Below are 24,722 nucleotides of genomic sequence, written 5' to 3'. Positions count from 1 at the left end.
CCCGCGTCTACTTGCCGCGGCGGCCTAGCAGCACCCCCGCGATTCCCGCGGTGACCGCACCGATGGCTGCGCCCGCGCCCAGGGTGACGCCGGTGGTCGGGCCTTCCTTGACTTCCTGGCGCACGCGGATGACGGCGGGCTCCGGGACCGGAGCCTTAAGTTGTTTGAGGGACTCCGGGGTGGTGGCGGTCCACGCGGACACATACAGGACCACGCGCCAGACCAGGTAGAGCACGACCATCAGCGCAATGATCGGGCCGAATACAGCGCCGGCCGGGTTGCCAGCGGCAGAGGACACGATGACGGTGGAAAACTGCTTAATCAGCTCGAAGGCCACCGCGCCCAGCAGCGCGCCCTTGATGCCGGACTTCTTGGGCACCTTCGTGCGCGGCAAGATTGTGATCATCCACCACATCACCAGGAAGTTGGCCAGCAAACCAACAGCCAGGCCTACCAGGAAGATGACGATTCCCATGCCCGGGAAAGATTCGATGCCCACCATGTCAAAAATCTTCTGCGTCAGGCCGGAGGTACCGGCGGCCGTCACGCCGAAGGCGATGATGAAGGCCAACAGAAGGCCAATCAGCCCGAGGAGGTCATTGACCTTCTTCACCAGGAAGTTGCCGCCCTCAGTGGCGTCCAGCTTCCACATGGCGGAAATGCCGACTCGCAAATTGTGCATCCAGCCCAGGCCGGACCACAGGGCGGTCAAGCCACCGACGCCATAGACGGCGCCGCGGGAGGCCACCGCGGAGTCCAAAACCTGGGTCAGCGGCTCAGCCAGCTGCGGACCTGCCGAATCCGAGATGGAGGACTTAACCTGCTCGAAGAGGTCTGGCCGCCCCGCCAGGATGCTGGCCATCACGGCGACCAGCAACATAATGAGCGGGAAGACCGCCAGCACCGAGAAGTACGTAATTCCGGCTGCGAACTGGTTGCCGCCCTGTTCGCCATAGCGGTCCAGCATCCGCATGATGTGATCGACGACGCTGGACTTCTCACGGACCTTGTCAACGGCGCCGGGCTCATCCTGGCGGCTGCGCTCGATGCCGTATTCGTCGGTGTACTTATCCTTCGATTGAGTCTTGGGAGCCACGGGCGGCTTCAGGTCCTTCCCCACTAATCAGTGAACACTTAACTATCGTTTCGCGATTTCCAAGAATAGTGGTTTTAGTGGCGCGGTGCGAGGAAACCCACCTTGGCGTAGACGTCGTCGAGTAGCGGCTGCGCCACCTCACGTGCGCGGTCGGCACCCTGGGCGAGGATGTTTTCCAACTCACCGCGGTCCGCCATGAGCTCATCGAAGCGCGCCTTCAGCGGGGTCACGAAAGCCTCCAAAGCATCCGCGGTATCCACCTTAAGATGGCCGTAGCCTTGGCCTTCGTACTTCGTCACCAGATCGTCAACCTTCTCCCCCGTCAGGGAAGACTGGATGACCAACAGGTTGGACACGCCTGGCTGGTTCTCCCGATCAAAGGCCACCGCGCCGAGGTCGTCCGTCACCGCGGAGCGGATGCGCTTCGCGGACGTCTTCGGGGCATCCAAAAGGTTGATGAGCCCCTTGGGGTTGTCGCCGGACTTGCTCATCTTGGACGTCGGGTCCTGAAGGTCGTAAATCTTCGCCGCGCCTTCCGGGATGATCGGCTCCGGCACGCGGAAGGTCTCGCCGTAGCGAGCGTTAAAGCGCTCCGCCAGGTTGCGGGTCAGCTCCAGGTGCTGGCGCTGATCCTCGCCCACCGGCACCGCGTGCGGGGAGTACAGGAGAATGTCCGCCGCCATGAGCATGGGGTAGGTAAACAGGCCCACGGAAGTGCGGTCGGAGCCGCGCTTGGTGGACTTGTCCTTGAACTGCGTCATTCGGGAGGCCTCACCGAAGCCGGTCAGGCACTGCAGGATCCACGTCAGCTCCGCATGCGCCGGCACGTGCGACTGTACGAACAAAGTCGACTTGGCCGGGTCGATACCCAGCGCGATCAGCTGCGCCGCGCCCGCGATGGTGCGCTCGCGCAGCTCCTCCGGGTTCTGGTCCACCGTCATCGCGTGCAGGTCCGGGATGAAGTAAAAAGCCTCGTACGCATCCTGCAGGTCAATCCACTGCTTCAATGCACCCAAGTAGTTACCCAAGTGGTAGGAGTCTGCGGTGGGCTGGATGCCCGAGAGCACGCGCTGGACCGTCGCGTTCTCAGTGTTCTCGGTGTTCACAGCGTTCACAGCGTTCACAGCGTTCTCAGTATGTCCGGTGGCGTTCATATCGGTTTATCTTAATCCCTTTTTCCACGCCCGGGCCGGGGCGGGATACGACAAAGGCGCCGGAGACTCCCGCACCCTTGAGGAGTGCGAGACAGCTTTCCGACGCCGTGTGCGGTGCGGGAGGGCTTACCCTCCCGCGGTGGTGCTCCGAGAGCTCTTAGAGCTTCTTCGAGGTGGGGCTGTAGACGTCCAGGGCGTTGGACCAGCCGGCCACGATGAGCGCGCCGCCGATACCCATGACGATGGTCGCCGGTACGGACTGCACGGACGGGCCGACGATGCTGAACCACCAGATGCCCAGTGCCAAGATGACGGCACCCAGGACGAAGTCAATCAATGCGCGTGCCATGATTTCTCCCAAAGAGTCTCAAGTATTTTCCTCGTAGCGCGCGAGGGGCCTCGCCGCGCCTATAACACCTCGGCATTTTAGCACCAATGGTTCCTCCAAACACCTTTCAGCACCCATTTTACCCCTGCCTAAGTTAACCAACCCTACGCTCAGTTAGGTCATCTTTGCTGGTGAGAGGCGCAAAACCTCACTAAGATCGGGGTTGACAGACAACGTTGGCTATCCACGGTCAGCGGCTCGCTACCGGGCAGTAAGGAACAAGACAATGAGCACCACGACCACCACTAGAGACACCGCTCGGGATTCCGCACCCGAGAGCACTAATATTTCCGCTCGCACTAATACCCTGCGCGCCGGCGTGCTGGGTGCGAACGACGGCATCGTGTCGGTCGCGGCACTGCTACTCGGCGTCGTGGCCTCCGGCGCGGGCCCGGGTGCCATTCTTACCGCGGGCATCGCGTCGACTGTGGCAGGGGCGGGGTCGATGGCGCTCGGCGAATACGTCTCGGTCTCCTCGCAGCGCGATACCGAAAAGAAATTCATCGCGGACGAGACCCGCGAGCTTGCCGACGACCCCGAGGGCGAGCGCCGCGAACTCGCCGAGATCCTGGAGGGTTACGGCATCGCTCCGGACACCGCGGCCACCGCCGCGAAGGAAATTAGCGCCGGTGATCCCCTGCGCGCGCACCTGCAGTTGGAGCTCGGCGTGGATTCCGAGGAGCTCACCAACCCGTGGGCCGCGGCGGGCTCCTCGGCGATCGCTTTCGTGCTCGGCGCAGCACTGCCGATGCTGGCCGTGTTTTTAGCACCGACCTCGCTGGCGGGTTCGGTCATCGTCGCGGTGACCTTGCTGGCGCTCGCCTTGACCGGGTTTACCTCCGCGAAGCTGTCCGACACCTCGCCGGGACGCGCCATAGTGCGCTTGGTCCTCGGCGGCGCACTCGGCCTCGCCGTAACGTACGGCATCGGCGCCGCCTTCGGCGCGGCCGTCTAAAACGTCGCTGCTAATAGCGCCAGCCGCGGCGCTTCCAGCGCCCGTCCTTACGGACCTGCGGGCGCTCCGGCGGCAGGCCGTTGGCCTGAACGTCATCCGGTACTTCTATCTCCCAGGTCTGCGAGTCCGGGTGCGTATCCTCCCGGCTGGCTGCGTGCTTGCCCAGCCCCTTGTAGCGCTGGGAATCCAAACGAAGCGTCTTCGACGCTACGCGCACGGTCGAGCGCCCGGCCTGTTTCACGCCGTCGCGCAGCAAGCGCGCGGACAGGCGCAGGCGCGGGTCAATCGGCTGGTTGGTCTCCAGGTGCCCAAAGGTGGGCAGGTGTGAGTTGTAGCGGATGGCCACCAGGCGGGCGACGAACGCCACCACCACCGAGATCACCGCGTTGGCCTGCATGGCCAGGCCCAGCTCCTGGAGCACCACATACACGCCGGTAGCCAGCACCGCAATGGCGGCGTAGAGCTCCGAGGAAAACACCAGCGGCACGCGATCCGACATCAGGTCGCGCAGGATGCCACCGAACACACCCGTGACCACCGAGGCCACCATCGCGATCACCACACCATGGCCGAGCCCCAGCGCGATCTGCGTGCCCAAGACGGCGAAGACGGCCAGGCCCACGGCGTCGGCAAGCAAAAATAGCGTGTGGAAATACTGCATCAAAAACGGCAAGGACACCGTCACCACCGCGGCGGTCAGCACAATGATGAGGTAGCGAGGGTGCTCCACCCAAGTCAGCGGGTAATTACCCAGCAGCAGGTCGCGCACCGTGCCGCCGCCCAGCGCCGTGAGTGCGGCAAGCAGCAGGACACCGAAGAGGTCCATCTTCTCCCGCCCCGCGGACAGCGCGGCGGTCATGGCTTCGGCCGTGATGCCGATGACGTATAAGACCGTGAGAAACACGGGGACTAATCCTAGTGGCGCTTAGCGGTAAGACACCAGCAGCGGCGAATGATCCGACCACCGTTGTTCCACCGTGGGCGCCTTCTCCACCCAGGTCTTTTCCGCACGCTCCAGCATGGCTTGAGTGGCGGCCTGGTAATCGATGCGCCAGCCGGCGTCGTTGTTAAACGCCTGCCCACGATACGTCCACCACGTGTACGGGCCCTTGAGCTCCGGGTCCGGGTTAAGCCGGCGCGCGACGTCGAACCACTGCGGATCTGCAGGCACGGGCCAGAGCTTGTCGACGCCGCGGTCCTTGCCCGTGTACTCCACCACGCCGCGCCAGTCGCCCAGCCCGGCCTTGTCCTGGACGGCTGCGTCCGGGAAGACGCCGAAGACGTGGTCCATGAACGCGCGCTCCTCCGGCAGGTGGCCGGAGACCTTCTCGTTCGGCTTGTTGTTCTTCAGGTCTTGAGCACGGTGGCAGATGTTCCAGTCGCCGCCGATGACCATGTTGTCCTGCACCCCGGCACGCTCGGCAAGGACGTCGGAAAACTCGTCTAAGAAAACGTACTTCTCGTCCTGCTTCGCGGTGTCCACATCGCCGGAGGGCAGGTACAGGGACGCCACGCGCACCGGCACCTTGCCCGCCTCGCCGTCGAGGTCCGCGGTGACAGTGGCCTCAATCCAGCGCCCGGCGTCGGCGAAGGAACCGAAACCCACGGAGACGTCGACAAGCGGGGTGCGCGACAAGATGCCGACGCCCGCACGCCCCTTCGCGCCCGGGGTCTGGGCGTCGGCGACCTCGAGGTGCCAACCGGCCTCAAGCGCCGGGGCCAGGGCCTTGCGCGCCTGGTCCGCGGTGGCACGCACCTCCTGCAGCAGCACGACGTCGGCTGGGGTGGTCTCCAGCCAGGTGTTCATGCCAAGGTTGTTGTCATTGCGCTTCTTGCAGGCAGCGCGGATGCCGTTGACGTTGACGCTCGCGATGGTAAAGCTCATAGCGCCCCATCCTATCGCAGGCGTCCGGGGAGTTTTCTCTGGCCGAATGCCAATTGCAAGGCCGCCGCCGCAGCCAGCACCGCCGCCGAAAGCGCATACGCCCACGCGCCGTGACCTAGGTAGAGCGGCAGCACCACCAGGGGCGCGGCGGCCACGCCGATAAAGCGGAAGGCCTGCACGGTGGAAATGAGAGTGACGGTGGCGGGGTTGGACAACACGTCCACGTTAACGGCGGTCTGTAGGGTCTGCGTGCCCACGGTAGCCACCGCCCACAGCCCGGTGAGCACCGCCACGTGCGGCGCGTGCGGCATGAGCAGCACCATGCCTGCCGACGCCACGAGCGCCACCACGGCCACCGCTTTCGCGCCGAACCGGTCCACCAGCGACCCCGCGTAGCGCGCCAGCACAAACGCGGCCGCGCCGCCACAGGCCACCACAATGCCCGCACCGGACGGGGTGACCTCAAAACGGCGGATGGCTTCCAGGGCAATGATGGCGCCGATGCCCACGAGCCCGAAGCCGATGGCGAAACACGCTGCCAGGTTGGCCACGGTGCGCGCCACTGGCACGCTTCCGGCGCCTGCGGGCTTCTCGCTCGCCTCGCGCGGGACCTCCGGCACGCCGACCACCAGTACGAACACGGTGCATGCGGCGATGACCAGGAAGGTGTAGCGCCAGTCCGCGAAGTCCGCCATCGCGCCGGACACCAACGGCGCGCTAAGCATCCCCAGCGACTGTGCGGCGGCGTACGTACCCAGCGCCTGACCCAGCTCCCCGGCGGGGACGATGGCTTTGAGGATGGACTGCAGCATCGGCGTAGTGAAGGCATTGGCCACGCCCATCAGCGCGTACAGCGCCAGGAACCACCACCACACGCCCACGAAAGCCAGCACGACCGCCGCGGCGACGATGACCGCATACCCGGCCAACACCACTCGGTCCAAGCGCCTGCCCTGCACCAGGCGGGAGGAAAACAGCATCATCACCGCGAACGGCGCCAGGTATGCGGTGATGCCTAACGACGCCGCGTCGACCGGAATCGCGAACGTCGCGGAGACATTCTCCAGCACGGACGTTAGCGCCTGGCCCGAAAACGGCCCGGCCGCCCCGCCGATGTAGATGGCCAGGCGCTGCAGGTGGGACTTCATACCTTCAGCACTCTACCGCGCTCGCAGCGAAGAATTGCGCGATCGCGGGGCCCTTTCTATATCTAGACACTGCGCAATCACTGAAATCAGCGCCCTAGCCACTCGCTGGCGGCCACCACGATGGCGGCGACGCCGCGATCGAGCGTGGGCTGAAGGTCGGGCGCGAAAGCCGCGTTGTGGTTGCCCGGCGCGTTGGCGAAGTCCTGGAAACCGCATCTGTCATCTGGTTCGTCGTGACACCAGGCTACGCGGAGACATTACACCTCGACGATGTCCGCCACCGCCTGCGCGAGCGCCAGATCCTCCCACGGCATGCCGGTGAACTTAAACACGATCGGCCGTTCGCGGTTCACGGTGGCGGTACCGCGCACGACGTCGGCAAGGCTCACACACTCGGCCATCTCCAGCGCGCCTTCATCCACGGCCTGGATGACGTCACCCGCCTCACGCTGGGCGGTGGCCACGTCCTCGACGATGACCTGCGCGCCCGCCATCAGGTCGCCGCGCACCTCCCGCGCGTCCGGGGTGTGCGAGCCGAGGGCGACAATCACGGCGTCGGAACGCACATCTTCCAACCCCAGGTACGGCTCGCTCGCCGTCGTCGCGCAGATCACCAGCTCCGCGGCCGCCAGGGTCTCCTTGCCCTCGGCACTGCTGAGCGACGCCCAGTTCTCCAGGTCTGCCGGCTTCGTCCGGCCGAGGAACATCACGTCCACTTCACGGATGTCCTCAAAGACGGACTCGACGGTCGTCTCGTGCGCCCGGCCCTGCGCGCCGGTACCGACGATCGCGACCTTGAGCGGCGCGGCGTCGTCACGCAGGAACCCCACGACGCCGGCCAGGGACACCGCCGGGGTGCGCAGGCTGGTCAGCGCGATGCCGTCGATGAGGCAACTCGGGGCGAGGGTCGCGTCGTCGAAAAGCACGTAGGTGCCCTGGATGCGCTCCGCCGCGCCCTCGTACCCGGCGTCCGCGACGGACACCAGCTTCACCCCGAAGCCCCGCGAGGTGGCCGAGGGCATGATGAGCAGCTCGCCGTGGGTGGTGGGCATGAACGACCGCGGCTGGTCAGCGGCCGGATCGAAACCGGACGCCAGCACCTCCCGCAACGTCTCCACCGCCGCCCGCGGGCTCAGTGCCGAGTGCACCTGGTCTGCGTAAATGAAGGGGATAGCCATGGGCGCCACTGTAGTGAGGGGTGGTGTGGTTTATCCACGGTGAGACTTAAAGGGCGAAGTAGTACTCCTTCAACGCCTGGGACATCAGCTGGCGGCGGGCATTGAGGAAGTCCTCATAGTTTTCGTACGTGGTGTTTTTGAGAGAGGCGGGAATGGCGTTTTCTTTGAGATTCTCGGCAAGTCCTTCGGCGGTAGAAATTTCGCCGAGGGTAAGAGCGCCGTTGTTGATCTGTGCCTCAACGGCGCTCATGTACTCAGCGGGCTGGCGGTTGCCGATGCGGACGTTGACTTGGGTTTCCGTGAGCGCGTAGTTGGCCACCTGGTTGTAATCGCGCTTATCGTTAATGCCGTTCTTGCGCAGGTAGTCCTTGGGCACCAAGTGATGGATGTCGCCACTTTGCTCGATCATGGACTGGACGGTGATGTGCTTGGACAAGAAGCCGTGGGCGCGCTGCTTGACCTGCGACGCCTGGAATACGCGGAACTGAGAATTGTTGACCGCCGAGGAGTTAAGTCGCTGCGGCAGGCCGACGTTCCAGAAGGCGTCGCTGAGCTCGGCGCTTTCGATCTCTCGGAGGGCAGCCTCCGCGCCTATACGCTTAACACGAGAGAGATCGGATTCGAAGGTGGTTTCAAAGGATGCGGACGCGCGGCCAGTGAGCAGCATGAGCACAAACCACCGTCGGACAATGGGATCAATTTCGTGATCGGGGCGCCCCTCGGCGCGCAAGATAAGGTAGAGCGCGTAGGCGAAGTTCACCGCGTTAGTAGAGGAGATCAGCGACTTATCGATGAACCCCGCGGACTTCAGCAACGTAATGAAGTGCTCGAAGTGGTAGCGGCGCACGGTGGTGAGCAGCGCATCCTCCAACGCCTGGTACGCGGCGGGGATTCGTTGGGGCTCAAACTTCCGCGTTTCCGGGTTGAGTCCGCTCAGCTCGCGGACCACGAAGGCGGGGCGACCACGGTTGAACGCCACCAGGCCCGCCACGCGAATGATGTCTACGTACGACGGATCGTAAAGATCCTCGGTGTCATCCTTGAGCCAGGAAATCGCCGGCCAGAACTTAGTTTCGGTGAACTCATGGTCGTTAGAGATATCAGAAACCGCGCCGGGGTTCACTGCGAGGTGTGCGAAGTAGTCGATGAGCTTGCGGAGGTTGCGCCCCTTTTCGCCGTAGGCGCTGATCTTGCTCATAACAAAATCCGCGCTACTCAGCGGAACACCCTTCGAGTTGATGCGGGTGAAGATCTCAGTGACGGTCTCAATGTCGAGGCCCTCATTGAGCGAAATGACGCCGATCTGTGCGCTCTTAATGGCACGGAGCTTTTCCATGGAACGCCCCACCACTTTACGGTCGGCGCCGGGGTTGGCCTCTAGGTAGTCAAACAGTGCCTCGATGGAATCCTCGAGCTTGAGGAATTCGGAGATATCGGAAATCCACTCCGAATCCTTAACAATGAACGGCGTAGCGGTGGCGAACTCCTCAGTCAGCGGGTTGAAAGCGATGACGATGCGCTTGTTCTGGAAGTCCTTGGTCATGACGGTCTCCCCCGCCACCGCCGCGCGCAGCGCAGTGGTGCGTTGCTGTCCGTCGATGAGAATCTGCTTGTAGCCCGCGCTGCCGCCACCTTTTACCGGCACCCACGACGACTGCCACGTGATGAGGTAGCCCACCGGGTAGCCGCGGTACAGAGAATCCATGAGATCGCGGACCTTCTTACTAGTCCACACAAACGGTCGCTGCATTTCCGGGATGGCGATATTGTCACTTTCAATATCGCCCAACAAGCTGCTCACGGATTTCTGATTAACGTCGTACATGCCCATACAATGACTATCTCACAGGTGCTTGACAGTTCGCCCGTGCCGGCGCAAAAATTTCGAAGACTAGTGCCCAGCGATTTCCACCACCGCCGCTCTTCACATCACCTCGCTCTACTCAAAGGTGCACCGAACTGAGGAAGAAACACTGCCTTCAAGATGTTTGCTCCATGACGTTGGTTACTGATGCTCTATGTGCTCACCCTAATAACTGACTGCCCGTGGGCTTTCGCGGAGCGTACCTGCATGGCACGAGGAACATCTGCAAAGTCCCACACACCAGCAACGGGCGGGTCGATCACACCGTCCTTGAGCATCTGACTCAGCGCCGCTAAGGACGATTCTTGCTCGCTCGCAGTGCGAAATGTGGAAAGAACCCCGACCGCAGAGTAATCCCTCATCAGTAAATCGTGTGTGTCTAGTACAGTGTCCGTACCACTAGCGAATCCTACGAGGAGCAGACGGGCACCACGGTTAAACAGTCCTGCGAAGTCTTTATATACTGTCGCACCGACGGTGTCGTAAATGACGTCGATGGAAACTCCTTCCGGCAGCTCGTCGGCTCTGGAAACCACAAAATCTGCCCCCTGCTGAACGCAGAAATCAGCAGATTCTTCTGAACGTGCAGTAGCGATGACAGTCACCCCCATCGCCTTGGCCACTTGGATGGCGGCAGAACCCGTGCGCCCTGCACCACCGAGTACTAGCACGGTCTCCCCTTCTTTCAAGTGAGCACGGTGAAACAAACCGATGTGCGCCAAGTGATAGGAGCCAACAAAACCTACTGCCTGCTCATCAGTAAGTTCATCCAACACTTCGAATGCGCTCCAGGCGGGCATCAGCGAATACTCTCCGAACCCGCCGAATCCGCGGTCAAAGTGAGAGCCTCCGACGACCCGGGTACCTACAGCATGAGGAAATCCTTCGCCTGCCTCTTCCACGATTCCAACAACTTCTTGACCAGGCACAACAGGCGGTTGCGCCACCATGGGATAGTTCCCCTTGACCATCATCAGGTCAGGCAACGCGAGACTGGCGGTGAGAACCCTTACAACTGCTTCCCCTGGACCTGCTGAGGGCAAATTAGCGTCACGCAAGGTCAAAACCTCTGCAGGCTCTCCAAACTTATTAGCTACCCACTGTTTCATTATTTTCTCTCTCTACTTGAGTAATATCAGGCCTTTTCAACAAACGCATAAAGTGTGAAAGCTATTTCGAGGCCCGACCGTTTTTAATGTATTTCCTCCGCGAACAACCGCTCCACCAGCTCCGCCACGGCGGGGATGTCCTTGATGAGGCCGATGCCGACGGTGAAGGACAAGTTACGCCGGCGTGAATTTTCCGTGCGCGCGCTGCAGGGTCGCGGTGGGCGGATTAAGACTAGAAAGCGGCAATTTAACGTTTTCTTATCTGTTGTGTAAGGGGAAGAAATGCAATCTCGTCGGATGGGCCGGGCGCTGGCAGTAGCGGCGGCGTCAGTGTCAGTGTCGGTATGTGGCTCCGTGCTCGTAGCGCCGGCAACAGCAGCGGAGTTGGCGGAGTTTTCCGTCACCAACTTCACCGATTTCCACGGCCACTTGGAAGATGACGGCACCAAGGAAATGGGCGCCGTCAAGCTCGCGGGCCTGGCCAAGCAGGTCAACCAAGGGCAGGAATACGCATTCGTGTCCTCAGGCGATAACGTCGGCGGCTCCGCCTTCGTGTCCTCGGTCTCCGAAGACAAGTACGCCCTGGAGGCACTCAACGCCATGGGTGTGGAGGCCACCGCGGTAGGCAACCATGAGTTCGACAAGGGCTTCGACGATCTGACCGGGCGTATCGACGCCGCGTCCGACTACCCGCTGCTCGGCGCCAACGTGTACAAGGACGGCCAGCGCGCGCTCGACTCGCACGTCGTCAAAGAGATGAACGGCGTCAAGGTGGCTTTCGTGGGCACCGTGACGCAGCAGACCCCGTCGATTGTGTCCGCGGACGCGGTCAAGGGCCTGGAGTTCCGCGACCCGGTGGCCGAGACCAACACGCTCGCTAAGCAGCTCAAGGACTCCGGCGAGGCGGACGTCGTGGTGGCGCTGTTCCACGAAGACGCGGCGGCCAACGCGGACAAGTTCGGCGCGGAGGTCGACGTCGTGTTCGGAGGCCACTCCCACAAACCGTTTAACCAGACCATCGAGCGCGACGGCACCTCCCCGCTATACGTGCTGCAAAGCGACGCCCACACCAAGCTGCTCAGCGACCTGGACATCACCTTCGACAAAACCGCGGGCACGATTGCGGACGTCAAGGTCGCGCAGTACGACTACGCCGCTGCGGCCGGGACCCAGGCGGACGCTGGGGTGCAAGGGATCGTCGACAAGGCGGTGACCGAGGCGGACAAGCTCGGCGCCAAGGTCGTGGGCAACGTCTCCGGCGCGATGGTGCGCGGCGAGTGGTCGGACGAGTCCACCATCTCCAACTTCATTGCCAACGGCGCGAAATACGCCGTGGAAGACGCCACCGGCCAGGACGTGGACCTGGGCGTCATGAACGCCGGCGGCGTGCGCGCCGACCTGGACGCGGGCGATGTCACCTACGAAGAAGCGGCGAACATCCACCCGTTTGCCAACAACTACGTGGTAGCCACCTTCACCGGGCAGCAGATCAAGGACGCGCTGGAAAGCCAGTGGGAGAAGGCGGATTCCACGCACCCGGACCGCGTGATCGGCTTGTCCGACAACGTGGCCTACACCTACGACCCTAAGGCGCCGCAGGGCGAGAAGGTCACGGGCGTGACCATTGGCGGCAAGCCACTGGAGATGGACCGCGATTACCGCGTGGCCGGCGCGGCGTTCCTGGTCACCGGTGGCGGCGACGGCCACTTCCCCGCCGGCGCGGGCCGCGACGTCGTGGACCCGGGCGTGCTGGACCTGGAGGCGTTCTTGACGTACCTGGGCTCCGACAAGCACAAGGTCCCCGCGGCGCAGACCGGCGTGGGCGTGACGACGTCCCGCGAGACCACCCCGGGAGCGAAACTCACGGTCGATCTGTCCTCGCTCAACTACACGGTGGACACCGACCCGCAGGCGACCACGGCGAAGGTCGCGCTTGGCGACGCCGTGGCACAGGCCCCGATCACACACGGCACCGCGAGCGTGGAGCTGACGGTGCCGGAGGATCTGTGCGGTGAGCAGTTCCTGGTGGTGACCACTGATGCGGGCACCACCGCGCTGGCGCCGGTGACGGTGACCGGCTGCGAGGCCGGAGATGACGGCGACGGGGCGTCGTCAGGCTCGTCCGTGGGCGCGGGTGTGCTCGGGATTGCGGGCCTGGTGGGCGCGGTGATCGGCCTGCTCAACGTCGGCGTGGACATGAACTGGTCGATTATCCCGCCGAGCGTGCGCAAGGCCGTGCGCGATGTGCGCGGCGCTATTTTTGGGAAGCGATAAATTTCTGGAAGCGCTTGACGTGCGGCCGCGCCCAGGCGGGCAGAATCTTCGGATTCACGTGCGCCAGCGCGGCCACCGTCGCGCCGAGCGCGGCGGCGACAGCGACGATGGACACTCCCGCGGAACTGCCGTGGGAGCTGCCGCTGGAATTGCTGTTGCTGTCGCCGGGGCAGGTGCCAGCGTGCTCAGTGAGCCACTGATCCTTGTCCAGGGCGTGGTCGGTGAAGCGCGCCTCGCCAATCTCGCCGAAGAAGCCCGAGGACAGCATGTCGGCATACGTTGAGCCGCCGATGATCCACTTCTTGCCGTCGATGCCATTGAGGCCATGCGGGCCATAGGCGTTGCGCAGCACCGGGGCGCCGTTGACGTACATGGTCACAGAACCCGTGCCGTCAGACTGCTCGCCGGTGTCTACCACGGCCACGTGCAGCCACTGCCCCGCCGGGACATCCGAGGACCAGTTAGAGTGCCCCTCCACCGCGTCGTTGGACTCGGCGAACGCCCACTGGATCTCCCGCAGGCTGGAGATAGCTCCCTGGGCCGGCGGCTCCTCCAAGTCCGAATCCGTGTTGAGGTTATCCAGCTGGGAGCGCATACCAAAGCGGGAGATGAAGCCCATCCAGTGGTTGTCCTCGCTGAAGTTCTCGTCGATGTTGATAAACGTCTCAAACGTGTAGCCGTCCTCGAACTTCTCGTTGTTGATCGGCGCATCGTCGCCGGTCTCGAAGTAGGTGAACAGGTGCTTCGCGCCGGGGTCGAAGCGCACCGCGTGGGGTGCGGCGGAGTTCTCGGGCGCGGCGTCGACAAGCTTGGCGGAACCGCCGGTGGACTTCTGCGTCATGTCGTTGCCGTTGCCGGTGATGTCGGTGTACTGCACCTTCCCGTCCTTGGCCTCCGGGCGCCAGTGCGCGACGGTGCCGTCAACCTCCGGGTAATCGGCCTCACACTCCGGGGCAGTGTGTTTGATGGCCTCGGCCGGAGTGAACTCGGCGTCGATCTGCGCGCGCAGCTTCTGCGAGTAGGACTCCGCACTGCCCTCGGGCTTGTACTCCGCACCGATGGCCTTGAAACGCTTGCCGAAATCGAAATCGTAAGAATAGGTGGAACCAGCGTCGGTGAGCACGGCCTCGTCGAACGAGGTCAGCTTCTCCTGCGGCTTTTGCAGCACCCACGGGCTAAACGACGTCTGGCTCAGCTGGTTATTCGTGAAATCGAACTCCACCAGCGACATCAGGCCGTTGCCGCCCTGGTAGGCCATCTGGTAGTCGATGAGCTGCTGGAACACCGGCAAACCCTGATCGTTGTGCAGCACTCGGTTAGTCGCACCATGATGGTGGCCGGAATAGGTGAGGAACACCTGCGGATTGGGGTTGATTACCTCATCCCACAGCTTTTGGCCGAAGTCAGTGGACTCCGGCTCCCCGCTACCGGTGATGTTGATGATCTGGTGCGAGGTCACAATCGTCGGCAGGTGCGGGTGCGCCTTGAGCTGATCATCGGCCCAGGCGAGCTCCGCATCGGAGGCGTCCCACGGCACGTTGACGCTGCCCATCGGCACGCCGGACACTTCGAAGGTGTGAAAGTTGGACAAACCCGACGGGCTGGACGCCTCGTGGGAGGAAGACGTGGCCTGGCGGTCGGCGGGGAAAGTCTCGGTATACGGCGCGAACGAGTTGCCCATGGCGTCGTGGTTGCCCGGAATGATGGCGTACGGCACAGTGGCTTTCTCCAGGGTGGACATGGCGCGGTCGGCCACCGGCCACTCGGCGGCGACGTCAGCCTGGTCCACGACGTCGCCCAGGTGCTGGGTCATGGAGATGTCCAGCTCGTCCTGCTTGTCGACGATCCACTGGGTCTGGGCATCAAAAGGGTTCGGCGTATCCGGGAACTGCAGCGAGAACTGATCGTTGCCCTCCGCGCCGTAGCGGGAATAGAACTGGGTGTCCGGGAGCACGGCGATGGTGCCGCGGGCGCCGGGGGCGGTGTTGAGGTCTGCGCCGGCCGTTTCGGTCGCAGTACCAGCGGACTGAGGCGTGGGTTCTACCGCGTGGGCCGGGACTACAGTGGTGACCAACGGCAGGGCCACGACGCAGGCGACGGCGACGGTTTTGTTGATGAATTGCACAGCAAAAAGTTATCGCTGGCTGATGAACCTGGCGCGACGGTTACATTAAAAATAGTTGAACTGTTTGAGTGAGTGCGTTCGACGTTTAATAAGGAAGGCGGCACAGCGATGAAGAAGGCACGGGTCCTCGGCGCTGCGCTGGGACTGGCAGGCTGCGTGGTCTCGGCCTGCAGCATGATCGCCATCAACGAGGAGTCGCGCTAGGGTAACCGAGACGGCGACGGCGCCGCGCTCGAGTCGCAGCGGCGCTACACCGTCACCGTCCACGATGCGGAAGAAACAGGGCTGGGGGTCGAGAAGGTCGTCGAGAGGCTCAGTGCGGCCGATGTGGGCGACTGGACGCTGGAGACGTCCGTGCAGTATGCGGGCCCGCGCGGGGAGAAGGTCGTCGTTTTTGCCCTCGACGCCGAGCACGCCGGGCAGGCCTGGTGACTAGCCACTCACCTGCCGGTGCTTGCCGACGCCGCTCCCACCGTCACGGTCCGCGATCAGGACATGCAGGTGTCGTGGTCGGCGGCGGAGTCGGATATGGCGCGGCGTCGCCAGGCGCTGGACGCCACGCTTGCCGATGCCCCCCTTTAGCGCCGCGGTGAGCCTGCTGGGCGCCGCCGATTAACGGCGAGCGCAAGCAGCCAGATGGCGATGCCCGCGACGGCAAGGCAGGCGCCCGCGAGCGCGGGTGCCGCGTAGCCCATGCCGGCCGCGATGACGGCGCCGCCGAGCGCCGCGCCGGACGCATTGGCGAGGTTGAGCGCGGAATGGTTGAGGGCGGCGGCGACGGTCTGGGCGTCGCCGGCGACATCCATGAGTCGGATCTGCAGCGACGGCACGAGCGTGGACCCGAAGAACGCGACGATGCCGAAGTTGATGGTGCCTAAGATGGGGTTCTGCGAACTGAAATAAAATGCGACGAGCGAGGCGGCGATCATCGCGAGGGCGAACAGGACGCCCTTTTCGAGGTCGCGGTCAGCGAGCGCGCCGCCGGCGAAGTTGCCCAGCACCATGCCCACGCCGTAGGCCATGAGCACCAGCCACATGAGGTTGTCTGGCATCCCGGCGCGCTGGGTCATCGTCCAAGAGATGTAGGTGTAGACGGCGAACATACCGCCGAAGCCCACGGTGCCGGTGATCAGGGTGAGCCAGACGTTGATGTTGCCGAACGCGGAGAGCTCCGTCTTCACGCGGGTGGGCGCCATGCGCGTCATGTGCGGCATGAGGAACCACAAGGCAGTAAGCGTGGTCGCGCCGATGATGGTGACCACCACGTAGGCCGCATGCCAGCCCAGCGCCGCGCCAAGCGCCTGCGCCGCGGGTACACCGATGACCGTGGCTACCGATAGGCCCATCGACACCATGGCCACGGCCTTACCGCGCTTGCCCGGCTCCGCCATCGACGCGCCCGCCAGGCCTGCCACGGAGAAATACGCACCGTGCGGCAGGCCCGCGATAAACCGCGCCGCCATGAGCACCGGGTAGTTAGTGGCCACCACCGAAAGAAAGTTGCCCAAGGTAAACGCCGCCATCAAGATAATCAGCAGGCGCCGCCGCGGCATCAGGCCTGTCACCGCCGTTATTAACGGCGCGCCCACCACCACACCAAGCGCGTAGGCGGAAATGATGTGGCCCGCCTTGTCCTCGGTGATCGCATAATCGTCGGCGATCATCGGCAGCAAACCCATCGATACGAACTCCGTCGTACCGATGCCAAATGCGCCCAACGCGAGCGCCAACATCACCAGCGATCTGCGCTGCGGCGAGATTTCTGTTTGACGGGGAACACGGGGGCGTCGAGAAGCAGAATTTTGCACGGGCGAAAACACTACCCCTTATTCGCCACTTGCGCACCGTCGCCGAGGCAGGGCGGGTATCGTAGGTGACTGATAACCCTGGCAACCTACGACAGAGGAGAAACATGTCTAAAATCACCTGGACCCGCACCGACGAAGCGCCCTTGCTGGCGACCTACTCTTTTAAGCCCGTCGTCGAGGCGTTCGCGTCCACCGCAGGCATCGAGGTAGAAACCCGAGACATCTCCCTCGCAGGCCGCATCCTGGCGCAGTTCCCAGAGCGCCTGGGAGACAAGAAGGTCGAGGACGCGCTCACCGAGCTGGGCAAGATGGCCAAGACCCCGGAAGCAAACATCATCAAGCTGCCGAACATCTCCGCTTCCCTGGTGCAGCTGAAGAAGGCTATCGCCGAGCTGCAGGCGCAAGGCTACGACATCCCGGACTACGAAGAAGCGCCGGAGCAGTACGCGGTAGTTACCGGCTCCGCCGTAAACCCGGTCCTGCGTGAGGGCAACTCTGACCGCCGCGCGCCAGAGGCCGTGAAGAACTTCGTGAAGAAGAACCCGCACCGCATGGGTGCTTGGTCCGCAGACTCCAAGACCGCGGTGGCCACCATGGACTCCGGCGACTTCCGCAACAACGAAAAATCCGTCATTATGCCGGCAGCTGATGAGCTCACCATCAAGCACGTGGCGGCCGATGGCACCGAGACCGAGCTGCTCGGCGGGCTCAAGGTGCTCGAGGGCGAGGTCATCGACGGCACCTTCATGTCCGCAAAAAAGCTGGACGAGTTCCTCAAGGCTCAGGTGGCGCGCGCGAAGGAAGAGGGCGTGCTGTTTTCCGCGCACATGAAGGCCACCATGATGAAGGTCTCCGACCCGATCATCTTCGGCCACATCGTGCGCGCGTTCTTCGCGGATGTCTTTGACAAGTACGGCGAGCAGCTGGAGGCAGCGGGCCTCAACGGTGAAAACGGCCTGGGCGCCATCTACGACGGCCTGGAGAAGCTGGAGGGCGGCGCTGAGATCAAGGCTGCGTTCGACGAAGCACTGGCTGCCGGCCCGGACCTGGCGATGGTCAACTCTGACAAGGGCATCACCAACCTGCACGTGCCTTCCGACGTCATCATCGACGCCTCCATGCCGGCCATGATCCGCACCTCCGGTCAGATGTGGAACAAGAACAACGAAACCCAGGACACCCTGGCTGTGATTCCGGATTCCTCTTACGCAGGCATCTACCAGGCCGTCATTGACGACTGCAAGGCCAACGGCGCCTACGACCCGACCACCATGGGTACCGTCCCGAACGTTGGCCTGATGGCGCAGAAGGCTGAGGAGTACGGCTCCCACAACAAGACCTTCAAGATTGCTGCCAACGGTAAGGTGCAGGTCGTCAACTCTGCCAGCGACGTGCTCATCGAGCACGAGGTCGAAGCAGGCGACATTTGGCGCGCCTGCCAGACCAAGGACGCCCCGATCCAGGACTGGGTGAAGCTGGCCGTGACCCGCTCCCGCCTGTCCGGCATGCCGGCCATCTTCTGGCTGGATTCCGAGCGCGCCCACGACGCCAACCTCATCGAGCTGGTGAACAAGTACCTGGCCGACCACGACACCGAAGGCCTGGACATCACCATTGCATCCCCAGTGGAGGCCACCAAGACCTCCGTCGAGCGCATCCGCCGCGGCGAGGACACCATTTCCGTGACCGGTAACGTGCTGCGTGACTACAACACCGACCTGTTCCCGATCCTCGAGCTGGGCACGTCCGCGAAGATGCTGTCCGTGGTGCCTCTCATGGCTGGCGGCGGCCTGTTCGAGACCGGCGCGGGCGGCTCCGCGCCGAAACACGTGCAGCAGGTGGAGGAAGAAAACCACCTGCGTTGGGACTCCCTCGGCGAGTTCCTGGCGCTGGCGGAATCCTTCCGCCACGAGAAGCAGGCCCGCGGCAACGAGAAGGCAGGCGTGCTGGCGGCGGCCCTGGACAAGGCTACCGAGCGCGTGCTGGACGAGGGCAAGTCCCCGTCGCGTAAGGTCGGCGAGATCGACAACCGCGGATCCCACCTCTACCTGGCCGCATACTGGGCCGAGGAGCTGGCCGCGCAGACCGACGACGCCGAGCTCGCCGCCGCGTTCAAGGACTTCTCTGCGGCGCTCAACGAAAACCTTGAGGCCATCGCGCAAGAGCTTCTCGACGCCCAGGGCTCCCCGGCCGATCTTGGCGGCTACTATTCCCCGGACGAGGACAAGACCACGGCCGTTTTGCGCCCGTCGGCGAAGTACAACGAGCTGCTTGACTCGCTGAAGAAGTAGCGCTTCATTGCTGGCGCTTGTCAAGGCCTAGCCCGCGCGGGTGTGGATAACTCCGCCCCACCGCGCGGCTGCGACTGACGTTATCCACAGCCCCGACGTTGCACCCTCGCGGTGCGGCGCCGGGGCTGCTGTAGTTGCAGGCATGGACATCTTCGAGCAGCTTGCGCACATCGCCCGTAACGGCATCGCCGTACTACGGGCGTGTGCCGCACGCTCGCCGTATGACGTCGCGTCCGTGCTCGGGCTGCCGCTGTCTCAGGCGCGGGAATGGGAACGGCTGGCAGAGGTGTACTTCGGCCCCGCGGACTCCCCGCGTCGCCAAGAACGCGCCATCGCCGCCGCAGAAGCCGCCGGGCACTCGCTGGAACGCCTGCGGATCATCGAGCGCCACGCCCGCACATTGCGCAAGCGCGGCCAGGCCTGGGCGCTCCGGGAAGAACTGTGCGCCCTGGCCGGCACCGTCGACGAGGTCAACGCCCACGGCGCCCGGCGGGTGCGCGAACTCGGCGCCGAATCTACACCGCGGGCGGGCGTGCGCTTTTCCCGCGTGCGCGGCGGCATGCGCACCCTCACCGTCTGCGGCGACCAGCACGTCATCACCGCGCTAGAAAAAGCGCTCGACACCCGCGTGCCTGATGGCACCACCGCGCCCCGGACCCAGGCGCTCGCCGCCGCATTCTGGGACCACGTGGCGGGAGACGGGGGCGTCGTCAAGCCGACGTACCGCACAGTGATCGCGGTGGGCCTCAACGACGCCTGCACCATCCTGCGGGGCGACGGCGACGACGTCATCCTCGGCTGCTCCGACGGCACCACCATGACCGGCGCCCAGTGGCTGGACACCCTCGACGGCGAAATCTACGCCGGGCTCTTTCACCCCACGGCCGGGCCGGTGAACCTCTATAAGGCGCGGTTTGCGAACTGGAAACAACGTGTGCTGGCCCGGGCGGAGACCCTGGTGTGCCCGTGGCCGGACTGCCAGGTGCCGTCGGACCGCTGCGAGGCGCACCACATTGAAGCCCACGTCTACGGCGGTGACACGACACCGGCGAACCTGACGATGCTGTGCAAATATCACAACGGAGTCAACGACGATAACCCGAATGCCCCGCCCAATCGCGGGCGAATACACCGGGTCGATGGCAAGGTGTACTACCGCTCCCCCGGCGGACGATGGTTGCGCAACACCCACGACAACACGGCGTTGGGTGCAATGGAGCTTGTCTAAATTCGGGCGCGCTAGGCTAGTGCGCTATGACGATCTTTCCTGTCGTGTTAGTAGGCGGCGGACCTGGTGCGTGGGACCTCATCACGGTGCGCGGCCAGCGTGCGCTTGTCGACGCCGATGTCATCCTCGCCGATCACCTCGGCCCGGCCTCCGAGCTGGATAAGCTCTGCGATACCGCGGGCAAGGACATTGTCGACGTATCGAAGCTGCCGTATCAGCGCCAAACGTCGCAGGAGAAAATCAACGCACTACTGGTGTCGCATGCGCGTGCTGGACGTAAGGTCGTCCGGCTCAAAGGTGGCGACCCGTTCGTGTTCGGGCGTGGTTTCGAAGAGGTCCAGGCGCTGCGGGCGGCGGGTCTGGAGTATCAGGTGGTGCCCGGCGTGACGTCGGCGGTGGCGGTGCCGGGCGTTGTCGACGTGCCTGTGACCCAGCGTGGTGTTGTGCACGCGGCGACGATCGTGTCCGGGCACCTCCCGCCGGGCCACCCGAAGTCCCTGGTCGACTGGGGCGCGCTCGCCCGCTCGGGGGCTACCTTGAGCATTGTCATGGGCGTCAAGAACGCCGGTGCCATCGCGACGACGCTACAGGCCGAGGGCATGGACGCCGCAACGCCCGCGGCAATTATCGCCGACGGCACCATGGACTCGCAGCGCGCGGTGCGCTGCACGCTGGGTGAGCTGGGCGACGTCGTCAAGCAGACGCCGATTGCCCCGCCGGCGGTGATTGTTATCGGTGAGGTAGCGGGCTTGTAAGGTCCTCGCGACCGGATGGCTGTTGCTCGGCAATGGCAACGGCCGTAACACGGCGGAGGCGATACACGGCGCGCGCACTCAACGCAGCGCCGATGACCAGCAGCGCGATGATGACCCAGGCCGGGGTGCCGGGGACTACTCCGTCGATATTGAGCGCCACGATCGCCGCGCCCACCATGCAGCCCAGGGCGACGGGGTTGAGCCGGTTAACTAGCCACGCCGCCACCGGTGCGGTCAGCATTCCGCCGATGAGCAGCGCTCCCACAGCCGCCGCGTTGGCCGTTAGGTCGTCCCACAGCCCGACTGCGAAACCGAGCGTGGCGCCGAGGGAGACGAGAAACTCTGACGCCGATACGGTGCCCACTATCCGGCGCGGCTCTTCGCGACCAATACCCATGAGCGTCGAGGTGGTCACCGGGCCCCAGCCGCCGCCACCGCTGGCATCAACGAACCCGCCGACTAGTCCAAGCCCGCCTAAAAACCACGTCGAATGCCGCTGGCCGGTGTGGTGTACCCGCACCTGGCGACGGCTAAACCGCCACACCAGGTTCGCTCCGATGAGCACCAGAATCGCTGACGTCACGGGCGTCGCGGCCTCCAGCGATATGGTGGACAGCACCGTCGCGCCCGCAAACGACGCTATAGCGCCCGGCACACCCAGACGCAGCACCACGGACCAGTTGACGTTGTTGAAGTGCCAGTGGCTCAGGCCCGACACCAAGGTTGTGCCCACTCCCGCGGTGTGCACCACCGCCGATGCTTGCGCCGGGCCCAGGCCCGCGAGCAGGAGCAGCAACGACGTCGAGGTGGCTCCGAAGCCCATGCCAATTCCGCCGTCAACGAGCTGCGCGGCCGCGCCCGCAATGGCTATGACTAAGAGGGTACGCATACTGCTCCTTGGGATTGAACCTGCAAATATCGGTCGGCGACCAGCGGGGCGAGCCGGGTGCCTAAGGGGGCTACGGCGGTCGGCAGGGCGTCGAGTAGCAGGCCGTGGGTGACAAAGACCGGCGCAACCTTGGCACCGGGGCAACGCTTGACGACGTCCGCACCACCCTTGGTCGCAAACACCATCCGGCAGGGCTTGTCGATGCGCTCGGCGACGTTTACGGCGAGCGCGTGCATCGCGGCGGTGGCGGCCGGGTCGCTGGACCCGACGGAGTAGAGCAGGTCGGGATCTTGTGTCGCCAGCAGGTGGGCGAGGTCGGCGCCAGTGCCGAGCCCCGGCGCGAGCTGCACGTTGAGGTGAGCACCAGCAGCGGTGACAGCGCGGGGTACGTCGTGGGTGTGGTGGAAGCCGCGGGTGAACAGCAGCGGTACGACGATGGCATGAGTGTGGCCGGCGTCGGCAAGCTCGGCGGCGAGCGTGGGCAGGTCGGGGGCGTTGAATTCCAGGTGCGCCGCGTAACCGGGCACGCCGAGGCGCGCGGCAGCGGCGCGGGTCAGCGCCGTTATACCGGCGAGCGCACGCGGGTGCCGGGAGCCGTGGGACAAGGTGATGAGCGCGGTCATGTGAGGTGGCCTCGTTTATCCAACGAGCGCTGCAGTGCCGCGGCCGAAGAATCTGCGGGCGCGGGTGCATGGGCGGGGTCGTCTTGGCCGTGGAACTGGACCGAGAACACCCGCAGGCACTCGTTGCACTTCCACGCGAAGTCGGTGTCGGTGGCCGGAAACAGTTCGACGCCGGCGCAATACGGGCAGTGCAGCGGGTGGTTGCGGTGGGGGTTGGGTTCGCGACGAAAACTCATGAGAGATCCTTGTCGTCGGCGCGGAGTACCCAGTCGCGGAACTGCTCTCCGTCCTCGCGCTGGTCGAGGTAGTTGTTGATGACGCGGACGCAGTAGTCGCCGAGCTCATCCGCGATGACCTTATGCCCGCGCACCTTGCGGCCAAACTCCGGATCCAGGCCTAGCGCGCCGCCAAGGTGGACCTGGAAGCCTTCGACGCGATTGCCGTCTGCGTCGGTGACGGTTTGCCCCTTGAGGCCAATGTCGGAGACCTGGGTACGGGCGCAGGAGTTGGGGCAGCCGTTCAGCGAGATGGAGATAGGGACGTCGAGGTTACCGATGCGTTCTTCGAGTTCGTCGACGAGCTCGATGGCCCGCGACTTCGTGGTCACGTGCGCGAGCTTGCAAAACTCCAGGCCCGTGCAAGAAATGATGCCGCGGCGGAATTCGGAGGGCTTGGTGTATAAACCGACATCGTCGAGCGCGGCGCCAAGCGCGAGCAGGTCCGACTCGTCGACATCCAAAAACAGCAGCTCCTTGTACGGCGTGGTGCGGATGCGTTCGATGCCAAAGCGCTTGGCGACGTCCGCGATCGCCACCAGCTGCTCGCCGGTGGCGTGCCCGACGGTGGGCTTGACACCGACGTAATAACGTCCGTCGCGCTGGGGGTGCACGCCGAGGTGGTCGCGGTGCCCGGGGTTGAGTGGGGTGGCCGGGGCGTCGGCAAGCGGGGCGTCGAGGTAGTCGGTTTCGAGCACCTCGCGGAACTTCTCAATGCCCCATTCGGCAACGAGGAACTTCAGGCGCGCGCGGTTGCGGAGGCGGCGGTAACCGTAGTCGCGGAAGATGCGTACGACACCTGCCCAGACCTCAGGCACGCGCTCGAGCGGCACGAAGGCGCCCAGCGACTGCGCGAGCATGGGGTTGGTGGACAGTCCGCCGCCGACGAAGCAGTCGAAGCCGGGGCCGTAGATGGGGTGGTTGACGCCGATGAACGCGACGTCTTGGATTTCGTGCGTGACGTCTTGGCGCAGGTTGCCGGAGATGGCGGTTTTAAATTTGCGGGGCAGGTTGTGGAATTCCTCGCGCGGCAGATAATCACGGACAATGGTGTCGATGGCCGGGGTGGCGTCGATGACTTCGTCCGCGGCCACCCCGGCGGTGGGGGATCCGAGGATCACGCGGGGGACGTCGCCGCATCCCATGAGGGTGGACAGGCCCACGGCGTCGAGACGCTCCCAGATCTCCGGCACGTCCTCGATGCGGATCCAGTGCAGCTGGATGTTTTGGCGGTCAGTGAAGTCCGCGGTGCTGCGCGCGAAATCGCGGGAAATCTCGCCCACCACGCGAAGCTGCTCCGGGGTGACGCGCCCGCCGTCGAAACGCACGCGCATCATGAAGTACTCGTCCTGCAGCTCCGAATTCTCCAGCTGCGCAGTAAGCTCGCCGCCCAGGTTCTGTTTGCGCTGGGTATACAACCCCAGCCACTTGAACCGTGGCGCCAGGTCCTCCGGCGGGATGGAGCTAAAACCCTGTTTGGAGTAAATGTCAATCACGCGCTGCTTCGCGGAGAGCCCGCCGTCGTCTTGCTTGATGCGTTCATCGGCGTTTAACGGCGAGCGACCGTCGATTTTCCACTGGCCCTCCGGCTTCTTGGCGCGGGGGCGGCGGGATGTGGCAGTCGTCATGGCGAGAGTCTTCCTTATATAACGTCCGGTAATTTGTGGTGCCCACAAC

At 64.2% G+C, this 24,722-nt stretch carries 21 protein-coding genes; 6 read left to right on the top strand and 15 right to left on the bottom strand.

Features of this window, described 5'->3' with window-relative positions; all coding sequences use genetic code 11:
* Window positions 1–7: 7 nt before the first annotated feature.
* The 3 genes from H0194_RS08040 to H0194_RS08030 all read right to left on the bottom strand — a co-directional run bounded on the left by H0194_RS08040 (window position 8) and on the right by H0194_RS08030 (window position 2,599).
* Window positions 8–1,096 carry a YhjD/YihY/BrkB family envelope integrity protein gene (locus H0194_RS08040; RefSeq protein WP_185175412.1) on the bottom strand — a complete coding sequence of 363 codons (1,089 nt, stop codon included), beginning with the start codon at window positions 1,094–1,096 and terminating at the stop codon, window positions 8–10.
* A 74-nt stretch (window positions 1,097–1,170) separates the two neighbouring features.
* Complete coding sequence (gene trpS, locus H0194_RS08035) at window positions 1,171–2,250, bottom strand: tryptophan--tRNA ligase (protein ID WP_185175411.1); 1,080 nt, start codon at window positions 2,248–2,250, stop codon at window positions 1,171–1,173.
* Window positions 2,251–2,407: 157 nt separating this feature from the next.
* On the bottom strand, window positions 2,408–2,599 hold the full coding sequence (locus H0194_RS08030) for a hypothetical protein (protein ID WP_185175410.1): 192 nt from the start codon (window positions 2,597–2,599) through the stop codon (window positions 2,408–2,410).
* Window positions 2,600–2,864: 265 nt separating this feature from the next.
* On the opposite strand from H0194_RS08030, the gene H0194_RS08025 reads away from it, so the two are divergent.
* Entirely contained in the window at window positions 2,865–3,593 is a 729-nt protein-coding gene (locus H0194_RS08025; RefSeq protein WP_185175409.1) for a VIT1/CCC1 transporter family protein, read from the top strand.
* Between the two features lie 10 nt (window positions 3,594–3,603).
* On the opposite strand, the gene H0194_RS08020 is transcribed toward H0194_RS08025, so the two are convergent.
* The 6 genes from H0194_RS08020 to H0194_RS07995 form a co-directional block, all read right to left on the bottom strand.
* On the bottom strand, window positions 3,604–4,497 hold the full coding sequence (locus H0194_RS08020; RefSeq protein ID WP_185175408.1) for a trimeric intracellular cation channel family protein: 894 nt from the start codon (window positions 4,495–4,497) through the stop codon (window positions 3,604–3,606).
* Window positions 4,498–4,518: 21 nt separating this feature from the next.
* Window positions 4,519–5,478 (bottom strand): endonuclease/exonuclease/phosphatase family protein, encoded by a 960-nt coding sequence (locus H0194_RS08015; protein WP_185175407.1) that lies wholly within the window; start codon window positions 5,476–5,478, stop codon window positions 4,519–4,521.
* 11 nt (window positions 5,479–5,489) lie between these two features.
* Entirely contained in the window at window positions 5,490–6,626 is a 1,137-nt protein-coding gene (locus H0194_RS08010; RefSeq protein ID WP_185175406.1) for an MFS transporter, read from the bottom strand.
* Between the two features lie 257 nt (window positions 6,627–6,883).
* Window positions 6,884–7,804 (bottom strand): ornithine cyclodeaminase family protein, encoded by a 921-nt coding sequence (locus H0194_RS08005; RefSeq protein WP_185175405.1) that lies wholly within the window; start codon window positions 7,802–7,804, stop codon window positions 6,884–6,886.
* A 46-nt stretch (window positions 7,805–7,850) separates the two neighbouring features.
* Window positions 7,851–9,605 carry a GmrSD restriction endonuclease domain-containing protein gene (locus tag H0194_RS08000; protein WP_246388852.1) on the bottom strand — a complete coding sequence of 585 codons (1,755 nt, stop codon included), beginning with the start codon at window positions 9,603–9,605 and terminating at the stop codon, window positions 7,851–7,853.
* A gap of 215 nt (window positions 9,606–9,820) precedes the next feature.
* Entirely contained in the window at window positions 9,821–10,777 is a 957-nt protein-coding gene (locus tag H0194_RS07995; RefSeq protein WP_185175403.1) for a zinc-binding dehydrogenase, read from the bottom strand.
* A gap of 282 nt (window positions 10,778–11,059) precedes the next feature.
* Between H0194_RS07995 and H0194_RS07990 the strand changes: the two genes are divergently transcribed.
* Window positions 11,060–13,051 carry a bifunctional metallophosphatase/5'-nucleotidase gene (locus tag H0194_RS07990; protein ID WP_185175402.1) on the top strand — a complete coding sequence of 664 codons (1,992 nt, stop codon included), beginning with the start codon at window positions 11,060–11,062 and terminating at the stop codon, window positions 13,049–13,051.
* Here H0194_RS07990 and H0194_RS07985 read toward each other — a convergent pair.
* Entirely contained in the window at window positions 13,032–15,176 is a 2,145-nt protein-coding gene (locus H0194_RS07985; protein WP_185175401.1) for a LamG-like jellyroll fold domain-containing protein, read from the bottom strand. The genes H0194_RS07990 and H0194_RS07985 overlap by 20 nt on opposite strands.
* A 72-nt stretch (window positions 15,177–15,248) precedes the next feature.
* On the opposite strand from H0194_RS07985, the gene H0194_RS11075 reads away from it, so the two are divergent.
* Window positions 15,249–15,380, top strand: a complete 132-nt coding sequence (locus H0194_RS11075) for a hypothetical protein (RefSeq protein WP_281382520.1) — start codon at window positions 15,249–15,251, stop codon at window positions 15,378–15,380.
* A 374-nt stretch (window positions 15,381–15,754) separates the two neighbouring features.
* Here the strand turns inward: H0194_RS11075 and H0194_RS07980 are convergent, their stop codons facing one another.
* Window positions 15,755–16,984, bottom strand: coding sequence for an MFS transporter (locus tag H0194_RS07980; protein WP_246388850.1), 1,230 nt, complete (start codon window positions 16,982–16,984; stop codon window positions 15,755–15,757).
* Between the two features lie 104 nt (window positions 16,985–17,088).
* On the opposite strand from H0194_RS07980, the gene H0194_RS07975 reads away from it, so the two are divergent.
* The 3 genes from H0194_RS07975 (at window position 17,089) to cobA (ending at window position 21,258) form a co-directional block, all read left to right on the top strand.
* Window positions 17,089–19,275: an NADP-dependent isocitrate dehydrogenase gene (locus tag H0194_RS07975; protein ID WP_185175400.1), complete on the top strand. Its 2,187-nt coding sequence runs from the start codon at window positions 17,089–17,091 to the stop codon at window positions 19,273–19,275.
* Window positions 19,276–19,417: 142 nt separating this feature from the next.
* Window positions 19,418–20,503 carry an HNH endonuclease signature motif containing protein gene (locus tag H0194_RS07970; protein ID WP_185175399.1) on the top strand — a complete coding sequence of 362 codons (1,086 nt, stop codon included), beginning with the start codon at window positions 19,418–19,420 and terminating at the stop codon, window positions 20,501–20,503.
* Window positions 20,504–20,529: 26 nt separating this feature from the next.
* A complete protein-coding gene (gene cobA, locus H0194_RS07965) occupies window positions 20,530–21,258 on the top strand; it encodes a uroporphyrinogen-III C-methyltransferase (RefSeq protein WP_185175398.1) in 729 nt (242 codons plus the stop codon).
* Here the strand turns inward: cobA and H0194_RS07960 are convergent.
* Genes H0194_RS07960 through H0194_RS07945 form a run of 4 tightly spaced genes read right to left on the bottom strand, consistent with a single transcriptional unit; the run spans window position 21,233 to window position 24,673 of the window.
* Window positions 21,233–22,147 (bottom strand): sulfite exporter TauE/SafE family protein, encoded by a 915-nt coding sequence (locus H0194_RS07960; RefSeq protein WP_185175397.1) that lies wholly within the window; start codon window positions 22,145–22,147, stop codon window positions 21,233–21,235. The genes cobA and H0194_RS07960 overlap by 26 nt on opposite strands.
* Window positions 22,132–22,770 (bottom strand): sirohydrochlorin chelatase, encoded by a 639-nt coding sequence (locus H0194_RS07955; RefSeq protein WP_185175396.1) that lies wholly within the window; start codon window positions 22,768–22,770, stop codon window positions 22,132–22,134. Before H0194_RS07955 ends, H0194_RS07960 begins: the two co-directional genes overlap by 16 nt.
* Window positions 22,767–23,006, bottom strand: a complete 240-nt coding sequence (locus H0194_RS07950) for a hypothetical protein (protein ID WP_185175395.1) — start codon at window positions 23,004–23,006, stop codon at window positions 22,767–22,769. Before H0194_RS07950 ends, H0194_RS07955 begins: the two co-directional genes overlap by 4 nt.
* On the bottom strand, window positions 23,003–24,673 hold the full coding sequence (locus H0194_RS07945; RefSeq protein WP_185175394.1) for a nitrite/sulfite reductase: 1,671 nt from the start codon (window positions 24,671–24,673) through the stop codon (window positions 23,003–23,005). Before H0194_RS07945 ends, H0194_RS07950 begins: the two co-directional genes overlap by 4 nt.
* Window positions 24,674–24,722 lie beyond the last annotated feature (49 nt).

The organism is Corynebacterium incognita (assembly GCF_014217255.1).
Lineage (GTDB): Bacteria > Actinomycetota > Actinomycetes > Mycobacteriales > Mycobacteriaceae > Corynebacterium > Corynebacterium incognitum.
This window is presented reverse-complemented; position numbering and strand designations above follow the sequence as displayed.

Coding starts and splice junctions, on each gene's coding strand:
- H0194_RS07960 (WP_185175397.1), bottom strand. CDS start 22,147: ATGCGTACCCTCTTAGTCATAGCCATTGCGGGCGCGGCCGCGCAGCTC.
- H0194_RS08010 (WP_185175406.1), bottom strand. CDS start 6,626: ATGAAGTCCCACCTGCAGCGCCTGGCCATCTACATCGGCGGGGCGGCC.
- H0194_RS08015 (WP_185175407.1), bottom strand. CDS start 5,478: ATGAGCTTTACCATCGCGAGCGTCAACGTCAACGGCATCCGCGCTGCC.
- H0194_RS07975 (WP_185175400.1), top strand. CDS start 17,089: ATGTCTAAAATCACCTGGACCCGCACCGACGAAGCGCCCTTGCTGGCG.
- H0194_RS08030 (WP_185175410.1), bottom strand. CDS start 2,599: ATGGCACGCGCATTGATTGACTTCGTCCTGGGTGCCGTCATCTTGGCA.
- trpS (WP_185175411.1), bottom strand. CDS start 2,250: ATGAACGCCACCGGACATACTGAGAACGCTGTGAACGCTGTGAACGCT.
- H0194_RS07995 (WP_185175403.1), bottom strand. CDS start 10,777: ATGAAACAGTGGGTAGCTAATAAGTTTGGAGAGCCTGCAGAGGTTTTG.
- H0194_RS08025 (WP_185175409.1), top strand. CDS start 2,865: ATGAGCACCACGACCACCACTAGAGACACCGCTCGGGATTCCGCACCC.
- H0194_RS07990 (WP_185175402.1), top strand. CDS start 11,060: ATGCAATCTCGTCGGATGGGCCGGGCGCTGGCAGTAGCGGCGGCGTCA.
- H0194_RS07970 (WP_185175399.1), top strand. CDS start 19,418: ATGGACATCTTCGAGCAGCTTGCGCACATCGCCCGTAACGGCATCGCC.
- H0194_RS07955 (WP_185175396.1), bottom strand. CDS start 22,770: ATGACCGCGCTCATCACCTTGTCCCACGGCTCCCGGCACCCGCGTGCG.
- H0194_RS07950 (WP_185175395.1), bottom strand. CDS start 23,006: ATGAGTTTTCGTCGCGAACCCAACCCCCACCGCAACCACCCGCTGCAC.
- cobA (WP_185175398.1), top strand. CDS start 20,530: ATGACGATCTTTCCTGTCGTGTTAGTAGGCGGCGGACCTGGTGCGTGG.
- H0194_RS07945 (WP_185175394.1), bottom strand. CDS start 24,673: ATGACGACTGCCACATCCCGCCGCCCCCGCGCCAAGAAGCCGGAGGGC.
- H0194_RS08005 (WP_185175405.1), bottom strand. CDS start 7,804: ATGGCTATCCCCTTCATTTACGCAGACCAGGTGCACTCGGCACTGAGC.